This is a genomic window from Pseudarthrobacter lactosi (assembly GCF_055412785.1).
This window is the reverse complement of the sequence record NZ_JBVAYS010000007.1, coordinates 24,017-41,449: the sequence shown is the minus strand read 5'-3', so window position 1 is coordinate 41,449 and position 17,433 is coordinate 24,017. Positions and strand designations below refer to the sequence as shown.

14 protein-coding genes and 1 pseudogene are annotated in these 17,433 nt (G+C 60.4%); all 15 read right to left on the bottom strand.

Translation table 11 applies throughout. From position 1 onward, the window contains the following. Positions 1 to 363: 363 nt before the first annotated feature. Positions 364 to 1,281: pseudogene (locus ACZY0Q_RS19905) on the bottom strand (glucose-6-phosphate dehydrogenase assembly protein OpcA); the annotation flags it as partial. Further along, positions 1,278 to 2,840 carry a glucose-6-phosphate dehydrogenase gene (gene zwf / locus ACZY0Q_RS19900; protein WP_463919471.1) on the bottom strand — a complete coding sequence of 521 codons (1,563 nt, stop codon included), beginning with the start codon at positions 2,838 to 2,840 and terminating at the stop codon, positions 1,278 to 1,280. The gene zwf and the pseudogene ACZY0Q_RS19905, both read right to left, overlap by 4 nt. Before the next feature lie 154 nt (positions 2,841 to 2,994). After that, complete coding sequence (locus ACZY0Q_RS19895; protein ID WP_463919469.1) at positions 2,995 to 3,396, bottom strand: RidA family protein; 402 nt, start codon at positions 3,394 to 3,396, stop codon at positions 2,995 to 2,997. Between the two features lie 172 nt (positions 3,397 to 3,568). Beyond that, positions 3,569 to 3,775 carry a hypothetical protein gene (locus ACZY0Q_RS19890; protein ID WP_463919466.1) on the bottom strand — a complete coding sequence of 69 codons (207 nt, stop codon included), beginning with the start codon at positions 3,773 to 3,775 and terminating at the stop codon, positions 3,569 to 3,571. A 10-nt stretch (positions 3,776 to 3,785) separates the two neighbouring features. Then, positions 3,786 to 4,154, bottom strand: coding sequence for a hypothetical protein (locus ACZY0Q_RS19885; RefSeq protein WP_463919463.1), 369 nt, complete (start codon positions 4,152 to 4,154; stop codon positions 3,786 to 3,788). A 305-nt stretch (positions 4,155 to 4,459) separates the two neighbouring features. Then, complete coding sequence (hxlA, locus tag ACZY0Q_RS19880) at positions 4,460 to 5,083, bottom strand: 3-hexulose-6-phosphate synthase (protein WP_463919460.1); 624 nt, start codon at positions 5,081 to 5,083, stop codon at positions 4,460 to 4,462. Positions 5,084 to 5,146: 63 nt separating this feature from the next. Further along, positions 5,147 to 5,749, bottom strand: a complete 603-nt coding sequence (hxlB, locus tag ACZY0Q_RS19875; protein WP_463919458.1) for a 6-phospho-3-hexuloisomerase — start codon at positions 5,747 to 5,749, stop codon at positions 5,147 to 5,149. Between the two features lie 137 nt (positions 5,750 to 5,886). Continuing rightward, on the bottom strand, positions 5,887 to 6,249 hold the full coding sequence (locus ACZY0Q_RS19870; RefSeq protein WP_463919456.1) for a RidA family protein: 363 nt from the start codon (positions 6,247 to 6,249) through the stop codon (positions 5,887 to 5,889). Positions 6,250 to 6,357: 108 nt separating this feature from the next. Further along, complete coding sequence (locus ACZY0Q_RS19865; RefSeq protein WP_463919454.1) at positions 6,358 to 7,179, bottom strand: nitrilase-related carbon-nitrogen hydrolase; 822 nt, start codon at positions 7,177 to 7,179, stop codon at positions 6,358 to 6,360. 5 nt (positions 7,180 to 7,184) lie between these two features. After that, complete coding sequence (locus tag ACZY0Q_RS19860) at positions 7,185 to 8,372, bottom strand: M24 family metallopeptidase (RefSeq protein ID WP_463919451.1); 1,188 nt, start codon at positions 8,370 to 8,372, stop codon at positions 7,185 to 7,187. 27 nt (positions 8,373 to 8,399) lie between these two features. Beyond that, positions 8,400 to 9,587, bottom strand: coding sequence for a cytochrome P450 (locus ACZY0Q_RS19855; protein ID WP_463919449.1), 1,188 nt, complete (start codon positions 9,585 to 9,587; stop codon positions 8,400 to 8,402). A 174-nt stretch (positions 9,588 to 9,761) separates the two neighbouring features. Then, positions 9,762 to 10,787, bottom strand: coding sequence for a PDR/VanB family oxidoreductase (locus ACZY0Q_RS19850; RefSeq protein ID WP_463919447.1), 1,026 nt, complete (start codon positions 10,785 to 10,787; stop codon positions 9,762 to 9,764). A 50-nt stretch (positions 10,788 to 10,837) separates the two neighbouring features. Then, positions 10,838 to 11,863 carry a Rieske 2Fe-2S domain-containing protein gene (locus ACZY0Q_RS19845; protein ID WP_463919445.1) on the bottom strand — a complete coding sequence of 342 codons (1,026 nt, stop codon included), beginning with the start codon at positions 11,861 to 11,863 and terminating at the stop codon, positions 10,838 to 10,840. Positions 11,864 to 12,992: 1,129 nt separating this feature from the next. Next, complete coding sequence (locus ACZY0Q_RS19840) at positions 12,993 to 15,644, bottom strand: LuxR C-terminal-related transcriptional regulator (RefSeq protein ID WP_463919443.1); 2,652 nt, start codon at positions 15,642 to 15,644, stop codon at positions 12,993 to 12,995. A gap of 113 nt (positions 15,645 to 15,757) precedes the next feature. Next, positions 15,758 to 17,248 carry a purine-cytosine permease family protein gene (locus tag ACZY0Q_RS19835; protein WP_463919440.1) on the bottom strand — a complete coding sequence of 497 codons (1,491 nt, stop codon included), beginning with the start codon at positions 17,246 to 17,248 and terminating at the stop codon, positions 15,758 to 15,760. Positions 17,249 to 17,433: the final 185 nt, after the last annotated feature.

The following is a 17,433-nucleotide window of genomic DNA, read 5'->3' as shown; positions in this document are numbered from 1 at the left end:
GGGTATCTGAAAGTTCAGGCCTCTGGTGTCGAAGCGGTTGCAGGCCGGGTAGTGAACGAAGTCGCACAAAGCCCTTCCAACTGCCCCTACAGGCTGCACTGGCTCTTCCGCGCTTCGAGAACACATTCCGCGGCTGCCATGGCTCTGACGAGCAGGCCCAGCGGATATCGCCATGTTAACGGTCTCGTCTCGAAGCTCGTCCCGCGGTGAACGAAGGGTTGTTGCCGGATTCGGTCATTTGTCCCGGCTCGGGACGTCCTCCATGTACCGGAGGGCCAGGAACTCTGACTGATAGGTTCTTCGTCGCGTCGGGGAATGGCGTCGGTTCGGCCCGCCCCAATGCCCACCCAGGAGCCGACGGAAGCGGACTCGTTTCGGGCTCAAGCGAGACTGAATAACGTCGCCGAAGACTTCGTCGGGGTCGAGGCGGCGGAATTCTTCGGCGAGGCAGTCCTTGAGGCTGCGGCGCGGCAGGGAGATCCGCTGCGCCGGCTGGCCGGGCTGGGTCAGTTCCGCCACGGACAGTCCGGGCCGGAACAGCTGGACGTCGCCGCTGGAGCGGGTGAGCCGGACGCGGCGGATGCCGGTGCCCGCGGGATCGGCCACGATCGTGACAGGTGCTTGCAGGGCCCGGGTGAGCCATGCTGCAAGGAGCAGGGTGCTGGGGGAGTCCGAGGCACCCTCGACGGCGATGGCCGAGACCGGGTCTCCGTCCATCTGGTCGAAGACCGCAGCCAGCTGCATGCGCCAGTTCGTCAGGCGCGTCCAGGCAAGGTCGGTGTCCCCGGCCTTGTACGTGGAACGGATTCTTTCCAGCGCCAGGGCCGGGTCCGCCTCGTTGGCGGAATCGGTGATCCGGCGGTGCGCGATGCGTCCGATCGAGGTCTCGCAGGCACTTTCCGGCGCGCCGTGCGGCCACCAGGCCACGATCGGTGCGTCCGGAAGCAGCAGCGCGGCCACGAGCGATTCACTTTCGTGGGCCAGCTGGCCGAAGCCGCGGAGCACGATCACTTCGGAGGCACCGGCGTCGCCGCCTACCCGGATCTGGGCGTCCAGGCGGTCCGGGGCTTCGGCCCCGGCGTCGGCGAGGACGATGATCCGGCAGGGGTGTTCGCGGCTGGCCTCGTTGGCGGCCTCGATCGCCTCCTCCTCCAAGCCGGACTTGGTGACCACCACAAGGGTGAGCACGCGGCCCAGGGCGATCACGCCGCCCTGCTCGCGCAGGGCCGTGATCTTCTTGGAGATCTTCGAGGTGGTGGTGTCCGGCAAATCTACAATCATGGCCTTCTCCAGGTTCGTCCGTCGCGGGCCAGCAGTTCGTCAGCCGAGGCAGGGCCCCAGGACCCGGGAGCGTACGGCTGCGGCTGCTCAGTCAGCCCGGCCCAGTATTCCTCGAACGGGTCAAGGATCTTCCAGGACAGCTCCACCTCGGCGTGCCGCGGGAACAGCGGCGGCTCGCCCAGGAGGACGTCCAGGATCAGCCGCTCATAGGCTTCGGGGCTGGACTCCGTGAAGGAGTGGCCGTAGCCGAAGTCCATGGTCACGTCGCGGACTTCCATCTGCGTGCCCGGGACCTTGGACCCGAAGCGGATGGTGGCACCCTCATCGGGCTGGACCCGGATCACCACGGCGTTCTGGCCGAAATCGTCCTCGCCGTGGTCACGGAACAGCAGGTTAGGGGCGCGCTTGAACACCACCGCGATTTCCGTGACGCGCCGGCCCAGGCGTTTGCCGGCGCGCAGGTAGAACGGCACACCGGCCCAGCGGCGCGTGTTGATGTCCACGCGGATCGCTGCGAAGGTTTCCGTCTTGGAGTCGGCCGGGATGCCGTCCTCGTCCAGGTAGCCCTGGACCTGTTCGCCGCCCTGCCAGCCGCCCGTGAACTGGCCGCGGGCGGAGTGCGTGGAGAGGTCCTCCGGCAGCTTGACGGCTGCGAGGACCTTTTCCTTCTCCGCACGCAGGTCGTCCGCGTTGAAGGAGATGGGCTCCTCCATCGCCGTGAGCGCAAGGAGCTGCAGGAGGTGGTTCTGGATCACGTCGCGTGCCGCGCCCACACCGTCGTAATACCCGGCCCGGCCGCCCGTGCCGATGTCCTCGGCCATGGTGATCTGGACGTGGTCCACGTAGTTCGCGTTCCACAACGGTTCGAACAGCTGGTTCGCGAAACGCAGTGCCAGGATGTTCTGGACCGTTTCCTTGCCCAGGTAGTGGTCGATCCGGAACACCGCATCCGGCGGGAACACCGATTCGACAATGTCGTTCAGCTGCCGGGCTGACTCCAGGTCATGCCCGAACGGCTTCTCGATCACCACCCGCCGCCATTTGTCCCCGTCGGCCTGCGCGAGGCCGTGCTTGGACAGCTGGCGGCAGACCTGCTCGAACGCCTTCGGCGGGATCGAGAGGTAGAACGCGTGGTTACCCCGCGTTCCGCGCTGCTCATCGAGCTCATCGATGACCTCACCGAGCCGCTCAAAGGCGTCATCGTCGTCGAACTCGCCCTGCACAAAGCGGATACCCTCAGCGAGCTGGTTCCACACCGCCTCATCAAAAGGCGTACGCGCAGACGCTTTCACCGAAGCCTTCACCTCGGCCGCGAACTCCGCATCCGACCACGGACGCCGGCCGAAGCCCACCAACGCGAAGCTGGGCGGCAACAACCCCCGGTTCGCCAGGTCATACACGGCCGGCATGAGCTTCTTACGGGCAAGATCCCCGGTCACTCCAAAGAGGACCAACGAGGACGGACCGGCAATACGGTTCAAACGGCGGTCACGCGGATCCCGGAGCGGATTACGGCCCCGGCCCGCGGACTTGCGGCCGCCGGTGAGTGTTCCTGGCATGGTTGCGTGGGTGCCTTAGCTTTTGGTGGAGGGGTGCTGCCTGTTACATCAGGGTGATCGCTTTTCGACATCCCTGAAATTTTCTGTGGTGAACGATCATTTGGTTCGTCACGATCGCGTTTTGGGTACCGGCCAAAATCCGGCGCTGGATGGCCTAAACATCGCCGACTGCGTCAGCTTGAACCTCGATGAGCCAAGATCGGCTAAACAGTCGAGACACTTCAACGACCGTCGCTGCGGGGGGAAGTTTGCCGAAGTAGTCTGAGACGACCTTCGACTCGATCGCGGAATAGGCATCGAGATCTGTCGTGAATGTGAGCAGGTGTGTGACATCTTCCCACCCAAGGTTCACGTGGGAGAGCGCCCGTCCCACTGACTCGTAGCAGGCCCTGGTCTGGCCCTCCATGTCGCTAATGAAGAGATCTGATCCATCCACGTCGACGGCCACTTGGCCGCTGATGCGGTAGTTCACCGACCCCGTGCTTCGTGTGATCTGTGCGTACGCGTCCTCTGCAGGAAGACAAAGTGTCGCAGGGTTTATTCGTTGGACTGTCATGGCCCGGTACTCCTTCTGTCGCTTTTTTGCCGACTCTAGCCGAGGATCAGGCATCGTTTCCGGTTGTCTTTCTCACAGGGGCGGAGCGAGTGCCTGCCTCCTAATACTCCGAGAGGCGAGGGGTGACGGACTTCATTAGTCTTCTTGCCGGTAGTGCCAACGCGTTCTCGAGTTAGATGACGAGCCGCACCTCTACATCGTCACTTTCATGCACCAGGATCCGACCCAGCCCCTGATCCAAACTGACCCAGAAGACTTTCGCGTCGCTCCCGATGTCATCGATCAGACCCGTGGCGGGATACTCTCCGCTTCGCTGTATCGCCACCGCGTCAAATTTTCTGAGGTGGACCCAGCCGCCGATGACCAGTGGCTCGGACACAGTCTTCTTGTCACCCATCGCCAGGTGGACGGTCGAGCTCGTCCCTTTCCATGGTCATTCCAAAAGGAACCTCAGGACTCACTTCCACAGTGAATCGGTCGAAATCGTGCCGACGGACGAGGACACCGTGCGAGCCCAGCTGCATCGCTGCAGCCTGCGCCAAAGTAACGGCATCGTTCAGCCACGCGGAGAGGTCGGAGGCTCTTGCCCCCGTGACTTCAATTCGATGTGGCATATGAGGCGTCTGGCCTGAAAGTGCCTCCACCGGCAGACTGAACTCTCCTGCCGGAGGGCCGTTTTCGATGTCAGGTTCGTTGAAGAGCCGCCTCAAATAATTCTCGACGCTAGCAACGCTCGACAGATATGTATCATTTGCCATGCTTCACTCCTTTGATCACCTCGGGGACCATCTGATCCGCCAGTGCAAAACGCATTGGATGCAAATTTTTTGAATTTATTGAATGAATTCACATGACCCGAAGGGGTACTCCCCCACGACCACTTTTCCGGAAGCGTGACCGGCGCAGACTGGGATGTGACGAAGCCCCTCGAGCTCATTTAGCCTCTGGAGGGATTCTTTTTCACCCGGAGGTCTTCGCGGTCTGGATAAACTAGTTGGCCTCGACGTGCAGACGCGGCGGCCGACTTCTTGGACGCCGCGTCTGCACATACAGGGGTGGGGTCTTAGCCGATCGCAGCCTTAAGCTCCTTGGCGGCCAATCCAGGGTCGGCAGCACCGTAGATTGACCCACCGACAACAGCAACGTCAGCGCCGGAGCGCTGCACTGCATCGATGGTCAACAAGTTCACACCACCTGCGACGGAGAACGGCACCCGCGCGGCTTCTCCGGCTCTAAGGAGGCCTTTCAAGTCGTAGCCAGGCTGGGCCTGCTCGTCCAGACCTGCATGAAACTCTACGAACTCCGCTCCGAGTGCGCATACTTCCTTGGCCCGTGAAACCTTGTCGGCGACTCCGATCAAATCGACAACGATGCCCTTGTTGTGTGCTTGAGCTGCCCTCACTGCACCGGAAATCGTGGAGTCGTCGGCGCTGCCAAGTACTGAGACCAGGTCGGCGCCGGCTTTGAACGCGATGTCTGCCTCGAGTTCGCCGGCGTCCATTGTCTTCATGTCTGCGAATACGATCTTGTTCGGGTGGGCTGTTTTGATGACGGTCACAGCGGAGAGACCGGCACTCTTGATCAGTGGTGTTCCGAGTTCGATGATGTCTACATACTCGGCGACCTTGCCGGCCAGTTCCAAGGCGTCGTCAAGAGTGAGTACGTCCATAGCAACTTGAAGTTTCATACTGTTTGTCACTTTCCATAGGGATTATTTTTGGGAATGATCTGGCTTGAAGTGATGCGTCTCTTATTCCAGGTTGGCGTGCCGCAGCCATAGCTCTTCGGCCGACTGTGCATCCTCGTCCCACAGGCACTGAAAGACGGACTCCAGGACAACGAAGGACACCTGTTCGAAAAGACTTCCGGAGTATTGTCTAGACGCCGCGGACCCGTGGTCGGTTTTTTGCACGGCAGGTACAAGCACCAACGCATCTGCTAAGGCTGCCAAGGGGGATTCAGATGCCGTCGTGATCGCGATGACGGTGGCCCCCGCCTTTGCAGCCGCCCGTGCCGACTGGACAACACTGGCAGTAGTCCCGGATCCGGATGCGACTAACAGAAGGTCGCCCCGTCGGATTGCCGGGGTGGTGGTCTCACCTGCGACATGGACGATCAGACCAAGATGCATCAGCCTCATAGCCGCCATCCGGAGGACCAATCCGCTGCGTCCTGCTCCAGCAACGAATACCCGGTTGGCCAGCTGCATGTGGCTTGCCAGGACGGCCAGCTGTCGCTCATCAACCCTGAATGCTGTTTCCGAGATCTCGTTGGAGATCAGGATCAGCCGTGCTGCTACGTCTTCGCTCCTGTTTTCAAGGGCATGGGGGCCCGCGTCGACTCTTAGATTCATATTTACTCCTCTTGGCTACAAATTGGTTAGAACTAGTGGTGGTTGCCGCGAGGTCCGTGGTGCACGGATATCAATCCGTGTCAGGAGGACCCTCCCGACTATTCGTTCGGCCAGGAGCGGTGGACTCGCGCGAAACGTCAAATGCCGAGTGGGATGTTCGCGTTCGAGGCGGAGTCGACTGCATCGACCTGAACCTCCACTAGCCAGCGAGTATCGATCAGACGAACGACTTCGACGACTGTCGAGGCAGGCGGGCAGCTTCCGAATAGGGGTTTCACGATGAGAGCCTCGCAGGCGACATAACTGCTGATATCGGTCGTGTAGACGGCTAGGTGGGTGACTTCCCGCCACGTAATGCCTACCGCTTGCAGGGCCGCAGCCACGTTGAGGTAGACCTGCTCGACCTGTCTAGCCATATCGCCCGTACCGACTAATGTTCCCGTCGAATCCTGCGAGGTGAAACCGCTAAATCGGTAGCCTGTGCCCTGAGAGAACGCCACGATCTGTGAGTTGATGCCGGGTTCATGTGGTGGCAGGCTCCGTGGATTCAGGCGCCTGTGCGTCATGACTCTCGGGGTCTGCCGGACACGGTCAATACCGAATTCGTCTCAGAGGCGTTCATAGAGGTCGACCCGCCGATCACCGAGCACATTATTGAACGGCCCGACGACCTTGTCTCGAGCCGAATTCAGATCGCACGAGACCATAGTCGTGCCAGGCTCACCGGACAGGATAAGCGGCGCCATCGGATATCCGTCCGGCCCAATCACGACGCTTGCCCCGGAAAATTCGTGTCCTCGTTCCGCATTTCTGGCGCGGTCGGAAACGGCGATGAACACCCCATTGGTTTCGGCCATGCTCTGAACAATTGCAACAACAAACGGACGTTCTCCTGCCGGCGCCTGCATTCGCGGCCAGTTGGTTGGCACAGCAATGAGGTCTGCACCGTCGAGTGCCGCGAGCCGTACCCATTCCGAAAATTCAATGTCGTAGCAGATGAGAGTCGCGATACGTCCGTGGGGCGTGTCAATCACCCTGGGCTGTTCATGGCCAGGTTCGAAGATGGCCAGCTCCTGGTCCCACAAATGAGTCTTGCGGTAGACATCGCGGACACCCGTCTTGTCGACAACGACTGAACTGTTGCGAACCTTGCCCTCGAGGTCGAGTTCACATAGACCACCGACGATGACTGCGCCGGTGTCGGCTGCCAGTTCACACCAGGCGGACACTGTTGCACCATCAATGCGTTCGGCCAAGATTTGGGCCTCGTGCCTGTTCTGGAAGTGATAACCGGTGTTAGCGAGCTCGGGAAGTACCACCACCTGGGCTCCGTTTGCTGTCGCTTCGAGGACCGCCCGCCTTGTAATCTCAAGGTTTGCCTCTACATCGCCAAAGACCAGCGCCAGCTGGCACACTGCCACGTTTGTCATTGTGTTTACCACCATTCCACCTCAATTGGAGTAATTAGTTCGGGGCCGGTGGCCCCCACGATTATGTTGTTTTCCATGGCTACGCTGCCGATATCGGGCCAGTAGAGAAAGACTTCCAGTCCAAGCGCGTCGCCCTCGCGGATCACATCTTCGTTGTCCTCGACGTCCGCTTCGGCCGCGAGGTTGGGGCCTTCCCAGAAGAGCCCGACGCCGTGGCCGAATACCGGCCACGCCGAGCTTGCCTGGTCCTCTGCGGTTCCGGTCGCAGCGCGTAGTTTTTTGCCCAAGGCGATCAGGTCTCGGACCTTGGTTCCGGGCCTGGCGGCGGCCGCAAGGGAGTCGACGATGGCGGCGGCGCTTTCGATGCCTTCTTTCTGCAGCGAGGAGGGCTTGCCGCCCACCACGACCGTGCGCCCGGGGTCCAGCCAATATCCTTGAAACGCAGGACCGTACATCCAGGATCGGAATGTGTCTCCTTCGACGAGCGGAATGTGGGGAGAGGCTCCCGTGCGGACGTCTTCGGACCAGCGGTAGGGTGCCCGACCGCTGCCAATTGGCGTGAAGGCAACTGCTCCGTGGCTAACTGCAATGCTGTGGCCGGCTGCCGCCGCTTCGGCCTGTGAGCATCCGCCCCTTACGGCCGCCGCCAGCATGGCAGTCATGGCCTTAGTGAAGATTTCTCCTCCCTCGCGGAGGCAGTCCAACTCGGCCGGGCTCTTCTGCCGGCGGACGGCGTCCAGCACATCATCGGCAGGAACGAATGAAACTGCGGGGAACTGCGCGCGCAGTTTGTCTAGATACTTGGCAGGCATCAGCGAATATCCGACGAGTCCCACCCTTCCTTGAACCCCCCTGCGTTTGAAGGCCGAGGCTACACCTCGGGTGATGATCCAGTCGTAGACCACATCATCAGTGGCGATGTCCGTCGGTTCGGGCATGTCGCAAACGAGAGTGGGTGCATCCCCGGTTGATGAGAGGATCACCGCCGACTGGCCGACGCCTTCCCAGAGTTCACCGTCTTCGTCATTTCCGGGCTGCACGGAGTAGTAGTTGGTCAAGTAGACGACGTTGGCGCAGCGATCATGTGTGCCGGCGCTGCGACCCCAGACGAGTGCGAAATCCAGCTGACGTTCCACCAGGACAGACTGTGCGTTCGTCCACCGCTGCTGATATTCAGATTGTAAAAAGTACACAGTACGGCCCTCCGGCTCCGACGTGGTTCATTCTGTGGACAGCATGACGTGCAGGGTCTTGGGAGCGCGGGAGAGGAATCCACGCGTCAGGACTGGTTTCCCCTCCACACCCGTGATGGTTGAGTACCGTGCGAAGAGTTCCTCGAGCGTCATCCGGGCGACTTCGCTCCCGAAGTTGCGTCCGGCGCAGATGTGGGGGCCGTATCCGAAGGAGAGGTGGGGAGGACCTTGACGGTCGAGGTCGTACAAGTCCGGGTTCTCGAAGTGCTTTTCGTCCCGGTTTGCCGAGCCGATGGCCAATTCGATCACTGCCCCTTCCACGATTTCTCGGCCGTGGAAGGTAAAGTCCTGGTTTGCGCCGCGGTCCACGAGGGTGAAGGGAGGTTGCCACCGTAACCCTTCGTTGATGCCCGCCTTGACCAGCGTGTTGTCTTTGAGGACGCGCTCCATCTGCTCGGGCCGTGTCAGAAGTCCGCTGACGGTGCTTGCGGCGAGGTGACCGGGTTCCTGGGCTCCGCCAGCAATCGCGATCAGGATCGACGGATAAATGAGGTTCCGTGTTCGCGGGCAGCCCTGCTCCCTGCCACTGTGGATCATATGCGACAGCAGCCCCGAGTTGGGTTCGTGTTCGAACTTTGCAAGAAGCGGGTCAACGATTTCCTTGACCTCATCCAGCACCCCGTCGGAGATTTCGAAGAGTTCCGGATTCATCGTGACGTTCCCAGCTCCGGCACCCAGCCCGTGGAACCATCGGCGCATTGTCGACGCATCCACATCCAATCCGAGCAGCCTGGCCAGCGAAAGTCCGCTGATCGTTTCAAGGGCCTCCAGCAAATCGATCTCACCGCTGTCCGGAAGGGCGTCCACTATTGCCTTAGCGATTGGCCGAACCATTCCCTCCACATAGGTGGGGACGGCTTTGGGCAGCAAGGGCGGGTCGATTCCCGATCGAAGGTCCCGGTGTTCCTCGCCATCCGATTGAAGAATATTTGGCCGGCCCACTGCACGCCCGATCGATTCGGCGTTCTTGGCGACGCCAATCTCACTCATTCGACGCGCAGCGACAATATCGTCACGTCTGGTGACGAACCACGCGTCGAATGCCGGAACGAACGCGATGGGCGCTTCAGTCCTGAGGCGGGCATAGACCGGGTAGGGGTCGACTTCCATTTCTTCAAGCGTGATCTCATCGATCCACGAAGGCTGCGTTGTCATGATCTAATACTCTCGAGTAGTCTCCCGCCACACATCGCCCACTTTGGGTAATTGGTGGCCAGACGGGTGGAGCCAGTCAGTAGGCTCCTGGATAGGGAAGATAGCGGCCGGGCGATGATTCAGCCAGAGGGTCGCGGGGATCCTGCGAGACCTCGACCGGGCGGCAGTTGGTGGCTAAGGGACAATGACGTCGATTGTCAGGCTCTTGCCCTTACACCTGGACACGCACGGCATCATCCACTTGCATGTTTCGCGTTCTTCCTCTGTGAGGATGGAATCCCGGTGCAGCGGTGTTCCCGCAAGGACCCCGATTTCGCACGTGCCGCACAGCCCTTCAAGGCAGCTGGACACGGTGGCCACACCCCGGCGTTCGAGGACTTCGAGAAGGGTTTCATCGGCCGCGACAGGCAATACCTCCCCCGTTGAGCCGAGAACGACCTCGAACGGCTCGTTGGGAACGGCTTCGAGCGCAGGATCGATGAGGGCCCCGAAGCGCTCCACATGGACTCCGAGCAGCGGATACTTCGCCGCAGCGTCGTTCAATCCCTGGATCATCCCCGACGGGCCACAGCAGTAAATCTGAGTGCCGGCGTCGCAGCCATCCAACAGGGCTTCCAAATCCGGATGGCCGGCCTCGTCGGAGAAGACGAGAGAATACTCGCCGGCGTCAAACTCCGCGAGCTCATCAAGGAAGGCCATCGAGTCCCGGCGCCTTCCGCTGTAAAGCAAGTGCCGGGCGGCGCCGCGTCGTTTCGCGGCCCTCATCATGCTCAAGATTGGCGTGATCCCGATACCGCCGGCGATAAAGAGGTAAGAACTGGCCGGTGCCAGAGGAAAGTTGTTGCGGGGGTTGCCGACGACCAGCCGGTCACCGGCCTGAACCTTCAGATGCAACGACTCCGAACCTCCGCGGCTGTCGGGCGCACGGAGAACACCGATGCGCCACGACTTTGCGATTCCGAAGTCACCGCACATTGAGTACTGCCTGACAACGCCATCCGGTGTGGTGACATCAACATGCGCTCCCGGGTCCCACCAGGGAAGAGGCTCACCGTTGGGGTCAACTAGCTCAAGCCCCAGGACTCCGTCGGCGAGTTCCGTTCGTGAGCTCACTACAAGCTCATACGTATCTGAGACCGCGCGGGTGGCGAGAGCCCTAGGGTTCTCTATGTTCGCGGGCTGTACTGCGGTGTCCGACATGATGGCACTTTCTTTGGGCTGGGATGTTGAAATGCTTCTGCGAATGAATGTCAGATGAAGTCACGGGACGGATGCGCGCGAGGGAAATCCCTGAGCAGGCGCAGATAGCGACGCAGATGCGCGTCTGCTTTGATCAGGCGGAGCGGGCGGAATCGCATCGTGTTGAGGATCGGCGCGTCCTCACCGACGATCTTCTCGTTCCATGCCATAGCTTCCGTGGCCCACGCTTCGATCTCGGCCTTCTGTTCGGCCGAGCCGTCGCCCTTGGTCGTCGCGACGATCTGATAGCCCACATGATGGCCGGGTTTGGTGGTTTTGCACGCGTACATGGTGTACCCGAGACGATCTCCGGACATGTCTTCCGATCGGAAGAAGTTCGTCGCGATGATGGTGAGATCCAGTTCGAGATCATAGCCATGGTCGTTCCCGGTCATGTGGTACGAGCCGCTCCACTGGTCCCAGGTGATGCCGTCCATGGGTGGGGGGTCGAACTCGAGGCCGTGGACCCAGATGATGTGGTTGAAGTCGAAGGTGTTGCACATGTATTCCCAGCCATCACCACTGATTTCGAACTCGGTGATGCCTACTACTTCGAGATCGTTGTCCGGCACGCTGAATCCGGGCAGATCGAACAGAGGTTCCTCGCCGTTGAATGCGAAGATCACACCGAACCGCTCCTGGGTGGGGAAGGCGAAGACTCTGGCGCCTTGCGGCACAGCGTCGCCGCTGCCGGTCTTAGTGCAACGCCCGTCACGTTCGAAACGCCAGTAATGGAAGGGGCACCGGATGGCGTTGTCCAGGACGTCACCACCGGACAGATCGGCTCCCATGTGAGGGCAGTATGAGGAGACGACCGATGCGGTGCCGTCTTCGCCGCGGAAGACGGTGACTCGTCCGCCCAGGAACTCCTTGCCGAGCACTTTTCCTTGGGGTACTTCTTCCGAACGGGCGACGGGGAACCATGTCTGGGAGTAGAGCCCTTTCTCCCCCTCCTTGGGGACTACGCCGTTCTCGTAAAGGGGCGACGGCTCGTGGGATTCTTCGGTCGGCGTCAACGACTGAATCTCGGTGTCCATGGAAGTTCTCTTTTCGGTGGTGGTTTCGAATCTCCCTCAAGAATGTCAGCGACGTGGCGCTGCTCACATGCCCCGAAACGGGTAGTTCGAGTTCGTCGGCCCCGAGGGTGACTCTGGCCCTCCGGCGTCATGGATGCTGAATCGTGGCCGGCTAGAGAAGGCCGCGGCTGCGTCCGATCTTGAGATGCTCTGCAAGTGCCTTGAAGGTGTTCACCGAAATGAACATATTCGGCGGCGAACTCGGGACCGTCATGAGCCTTGGAAGGTCCGGAGGACTTCGAGCTCCCGCTTCGACAGAGGTTCTTGCAAGGGGCCTGTCTAGGCCTGATATGTGAAAGTACCGCCTGGATTGACTCGAAGGATCAGTCCTCGAGGCCGGTGGAGGTATCGGCGACAATGCAAAGGGTGGTCCGAAATCTCCAGGTCGGGCAATTCGTGATCTACAATCACGAACCGGACGACTCCGCACTTCGTCCTGAAAACGGATCTTCGAAGACGTTATCCTGCCGGGCACCTACGCCTACGTGGCGTGAAGCGCTTGAACATGGAATGGCCTGGCGCCGCAGGATTTGGCAACTCGATGATCACTCACTACCCGGACCCGGTTCTGGAAGTAACGAGAAGAGCAAACTGGCCACCATCGTAGAAACTGTCCGCCCGAATTGCATCCGCGCAGACCGCCACGACATCCTGGTCACGCAGCATGGGATTCGTCCCACAAGGTCTATGGGTCGAAACCGTGAGCGACTCTCTTCGTCCGCTTCACGCTCGGGGGTGCGCTGGCTGGAGTGACTCCGGCCCGACGCCTCGGCAGAACGGGCAGTCGAGGAAGTCAAGGGCGGAGCTGCAGACTACACAGTCCTCATTTTGCAATGCCGGGACAGTTCGCAGTGACTGCGAGCACTCTGTGGATGGCCTGTGCCATCTGCTGTTCACCAGGGCCATGCGCTTCATGGCAAGCTTCCTTGAGTTTCAGTATGTTGAATGGATGGGCCGACCTCCGGGCCTTCTCCCTCAAGAATTGCAGTTAGGTTGTGCTGCTCACATGCCCCGAAACGGGTGGTTCGATTCCGGCGGCCAGAGACAGGTTCGGGCCCGGCGGCGTCATGGATGCTGAATCGGTGGCGGGCTAGAGTAGCCCGAGGCTGCGTCCGATCTTGACTGCACTCCGCCGGTTGGGCGCGCCGAGCTTGCGATAGATGCTCTTCAAGTGGGCCTTGACGGTGTTGACCGAAATGAACAATTCGGCGGCGAGCTCAGGGACCGTCATGAGCTCTGGAAGGTTCCGGAGGACTTCGAGTTCCCGATCGGACAGAGGTTCATGCAACGGCCCGTCTACAGGTCTGATATTTTGCGAAAGTACCGCCAGAATTGACTCGATGTATTCGTCCACGGGGCCGGTGAACGGATCGGCCATATACCGACGAAAGATTGGGGCTACCAGGTCGTCCATCCGCATAAACGGCTGGCGGAGCCGCTCTCGGCGGCCGAGCTGCACCGCGGCGTGGATGTATCTGCGCGCACTCACCATGTGACCGCGTTTGTAATTGATGGCTGCTGCCATGAGCAGCGCTTGCATCCTGTCCTCGTGCGGCCCTTCGGTGCGCCCGGTCAGGGCCGGTTCCAGCGTTGCGAGGGCTTCGTCTTCCCTGCCGGTATCGAGCAGAATCTGCGATTCGGCAAGAACGATCTGCATGGTGCGCGGAACGACTGGTGCTATCTCGTTGAGTAGTTTCTGCGCGCCGTCCGAATCTCCAAGCGATGAAAGCAATCGAACCTGTTCTGCGCAGATGAATGTCCAGAAGACAAACCTTGACTGTACGTTTTGCAAGGATTCAGCCGCGTCTCGGAGGGCGGGTAGGGCTGCGCCCTTGTCACCTCTGAGCGCGAGCACCAGACCTTGGTCGCAGTGAACTATGGCGCTGATGACGGGCTGGTTTCGGCGGGAAGCATCATCTGCGTGGTCCAGGCACTGATCAGCCTCATCGAGTTCTCCCCTGAGCTGGTGGATCCATGCAAGGATTTGCCAGGTTGCTGCAGCCTCGGATGTATGGGTCCAGCCGCGGCGCTCGGCGATCTCGAGGGCATCCTGGCCCAACCGAGCGCCGCGTGAGAGTTGATTCTTTCCTGTTGCGAGCTGGGCGAGCTGACTGAGGCACCCCAGTACGATGTATTCCCGGCCAGTCCGTCTGGCGAGCGGCAGGGCCTCCGCGAGGTGAACTTCTGCTTCCGTCCATTCGCCCGCAGAAAACTCGGTGGCACCGAGATGCAGGAGTGCCAGGGCCCGGAGGTCATGCGACAACTCTAGGTTTGTGATTCCTGGGAACTCGGCAAGCCTCTCCCATTCTTTTCGGGCGGCGGGTGCATCCACAGCCGCCCGCGCATTGTGCAAACCGATCAACGAAGTTGCGGCGATCAAGCCCGGCGTCTCCACCTCACCATGTGACCGCCTAGGGCTCGCAAGATCGTTTTGCTGACTACCACCAACGCCTTCCCCGCTAGCGAGGTCCACCAGTGTACGGACCGCAAGGATTTCAGCACTCGATGCCGTCACGTCCGGATCCATGCTGTCCAGGAGACGTTGAAGTGTTCCGTATTCCCCGTCGAAGTAGAGTGCGAGCCATCCGGCGCCGAACATGGTCAGAAGGCCCTGTCTGTCGCCGGCCTGCACAGCGTGTTCGATCGACTCGACGACCCGCCCTTCTGCTTTGTACCACCGGCTCGCGGCGAGATGAAGTGAGCCTATATCTTGCTCGTACGCTTGAACGAGATGACTGAGGAGAAAAGCCCGAAACACTGGGCTGTAGGCGAACTCGTCCCTCCCGGGAGAAGTCGCGGCAGTAAATAGATTCTTGCGTTCGAGACCTTCAAGAATTTCCCTGGCATCTGACCGGCCGGTCAGTACGGTGGCAAGCGCCGGAGTCAAAGACGACACAATCGAACTGCGCAGCAGGAATCGCTGGACGCCGGGTGTTTGGTTGCTCAAAACCTCGGACAGGAGGTACTCGGCCACGAGGGGCTCATCACCGACAAATTCGGACAGGTAGGAGCTAGGTTGGGGCGAGTCCATCGCGGACAGGACTGCCATTTGCAGTCCGGAGATCCACCCGTGGGTCTTCTGACATAGCGATTTTTCGGCCTCCGGGTCGAGGGCTATGCCGTAGGAGTTGAGAAGCTGTGACGTTTCCATTGAACTGAAGGCGAGGGTCCGGGGCTGCAGCTCGGCTGCGTGGCCCCGCAGACGGAGTGCTTCCGCTGAGAGAACAGGTAACGACCGCCCCGTCAGAATGATCCGAAGCATCTTGGGCGCGTGAAGTATGAAGAAGTCGAGTTGTTCCAGCACGACGGGATCGCGAAGCTGGTCCGAGTCCTCGAGGACGAGAACCACCGGATTCTCAAGCTCTCCAAGGGCATTGACGATCGTGGCGAGGAACACGCGCCAGTCCAGTGTTGAGACCAATGAGCCTGACATGTTCTCCAGCCCGGCGCCATGATCCTTGACGGTCGTACGGAGGGCAGCGATCACGTAGTTCCAGAAGCGCACGGGATCATTCTCTGCGGCGTCCAACGACACCCATGCCGTGCGGTATGGGGCGGCACCGGATTCGATCCATGATGAAAGGAGCTGCGTCTTGCCCCATCCCGCCGGTGATGTCAGGGACGTCAAACGGGACTGCACGGCGGTGTTTAGGCGTGTGAACAAACGTGGGCGCGTGACGACAATGGCACCGCTCAGAGGCGGCTCAAGTTTGCTGGCGATGAGAGGCTGCACGTCTGCCATATCTAATGGTAGGAGTTGGAGACCGGGCTAGTGGCGCGATGAAGGCAGGAGTGTCACATCACACCGATGTGACACTCCTGCCTTGAAACACGCCGCCGGACAGACAGGAAGGGTCAGTCTTGGAGTGACTCGGCTTTCGGCACGAAGGAGGCCTTCAATTCCTCGTTGCTCTGTTCTACGACAGCAGCCTCGCCCTTGAGATCGAGTGAGCGTGCGGTTACGTAGTACAACGCACCGGAGACGGAAAGGCCCACCGCGAAGGCGTAGTCGACCCCGCCCAGGGCCTCGGCCGCCGGGCCTGTGAAGAACGTCAAATTGACGAAGGGGACCATCGCGGCAAAGCCCACGATGTATGCCAGCATGCCGCGCCATGCGTACATCGGGTACAAGCCGTCCCCACGGAACAGATCTGTAATGGCGTAGTGGCCACGACGCACAAAGAAGAAATCAACTAGGTTGATCGCCGTCCAAGGAATAAGGAGGTACAAGATGAACAGGACACCATTGCTCAATGTGTCCAGATAGGACAGCGGAACAGCCAAGGCCGCGGCCAGAACGAGTGCCGCGTAGCCCACGTTGGTCCCGATACGCAGGGCCCGAGTGGGCTTGATCGAGCGGAAGCTGTCGAGGATCGTCAAGACAGACAGAGACGCACTGTAGTTGTTGATGGCCAATGTCCCGATGAGACTCACGCCAGACAGCACTACGATGACCGTCCCCAGGCCTCCGAACGCGGTATCTCCGGCCTGCTGCAGCCCAGAAAAGACGTCAAAAACGCCCAAATTACTGGCCAGCCAAGAGCCCAGCGCCATCAACCAGATGCCGGATCCTGCTGCGCCCGCGAAAACGCTGAAGACGAGGCCACGGGCCCGCGTCGTCTCGGGAAGATAGCGAGAGTAGTCCGAAACGTAGGGAGCGAAGCCGATGTTGTAGCCGGCACCGATTGCGAAAACCGTCATGAAGCTCGTGAGATCAAATCCCCCCTCTGATGTGGCAGCGCCTCCGGCGTTGCCCGTGAGGACCGCAATCGTGAGAACCAGGTAGAAGGGCGCCGAAACGAACAGTATGATCTGGAACGCCTTGTGCAGCCACTCGTGCCCGTAGACCGCAAGTACACCGGAACCTAAGACCACGATGATCGCAATGATGCTGCGGTCCCATCCGAACAGGCTGTTCAGTCCCGAACTGATGAGCATTGTGCTCACGATGCTTCCGAGGGCGAACACGAGAAGGGTCGCGCTTAAGGGAAGAACCGCACCCCGATAGCCGAACTGCGCCCTTGACTGAATCATCTGCGGAAGTCCGAGAACGGGCCCTTGGGAGGCGTGCATCGACATGAAAATTGTCCCGAAGAGCAGGCCTGCGGTGCCCGCCAGGATCGACCACTCCAGGCTCAGCCCCAAGGCCGGGCCGATGAGGCCCAGTGCCACCGTGCTGAATTGAAAGTTCCCGATGAACCAAAACGGGCTCTGCTTAAGAACAGTGCCATGGCGCTCGCCAGGCGGTACGTAATCGATCGATCTAACCTCGGCGCCTTTCGAAATTGTGGCGCTTACCGCGTTCGACTTCATCGTCGACTGCGGTAGTGGTGTTTCATTGACCATCCTGAACTCCTGGCTGTTCCTAGGTGGGGCCCCCTGTATGCGCTCATGCGCAGTATCTCGCAAGTCTTCACGTTGCCGGACACCTACACATGACCCGTTCCGGGTAGTTTTAACTCAAACCAGGCTCGTTTTTGGACACGAACCCGCAAAGCCGCCGTCGGCCACCCGCCAGCCGTAACCACTCG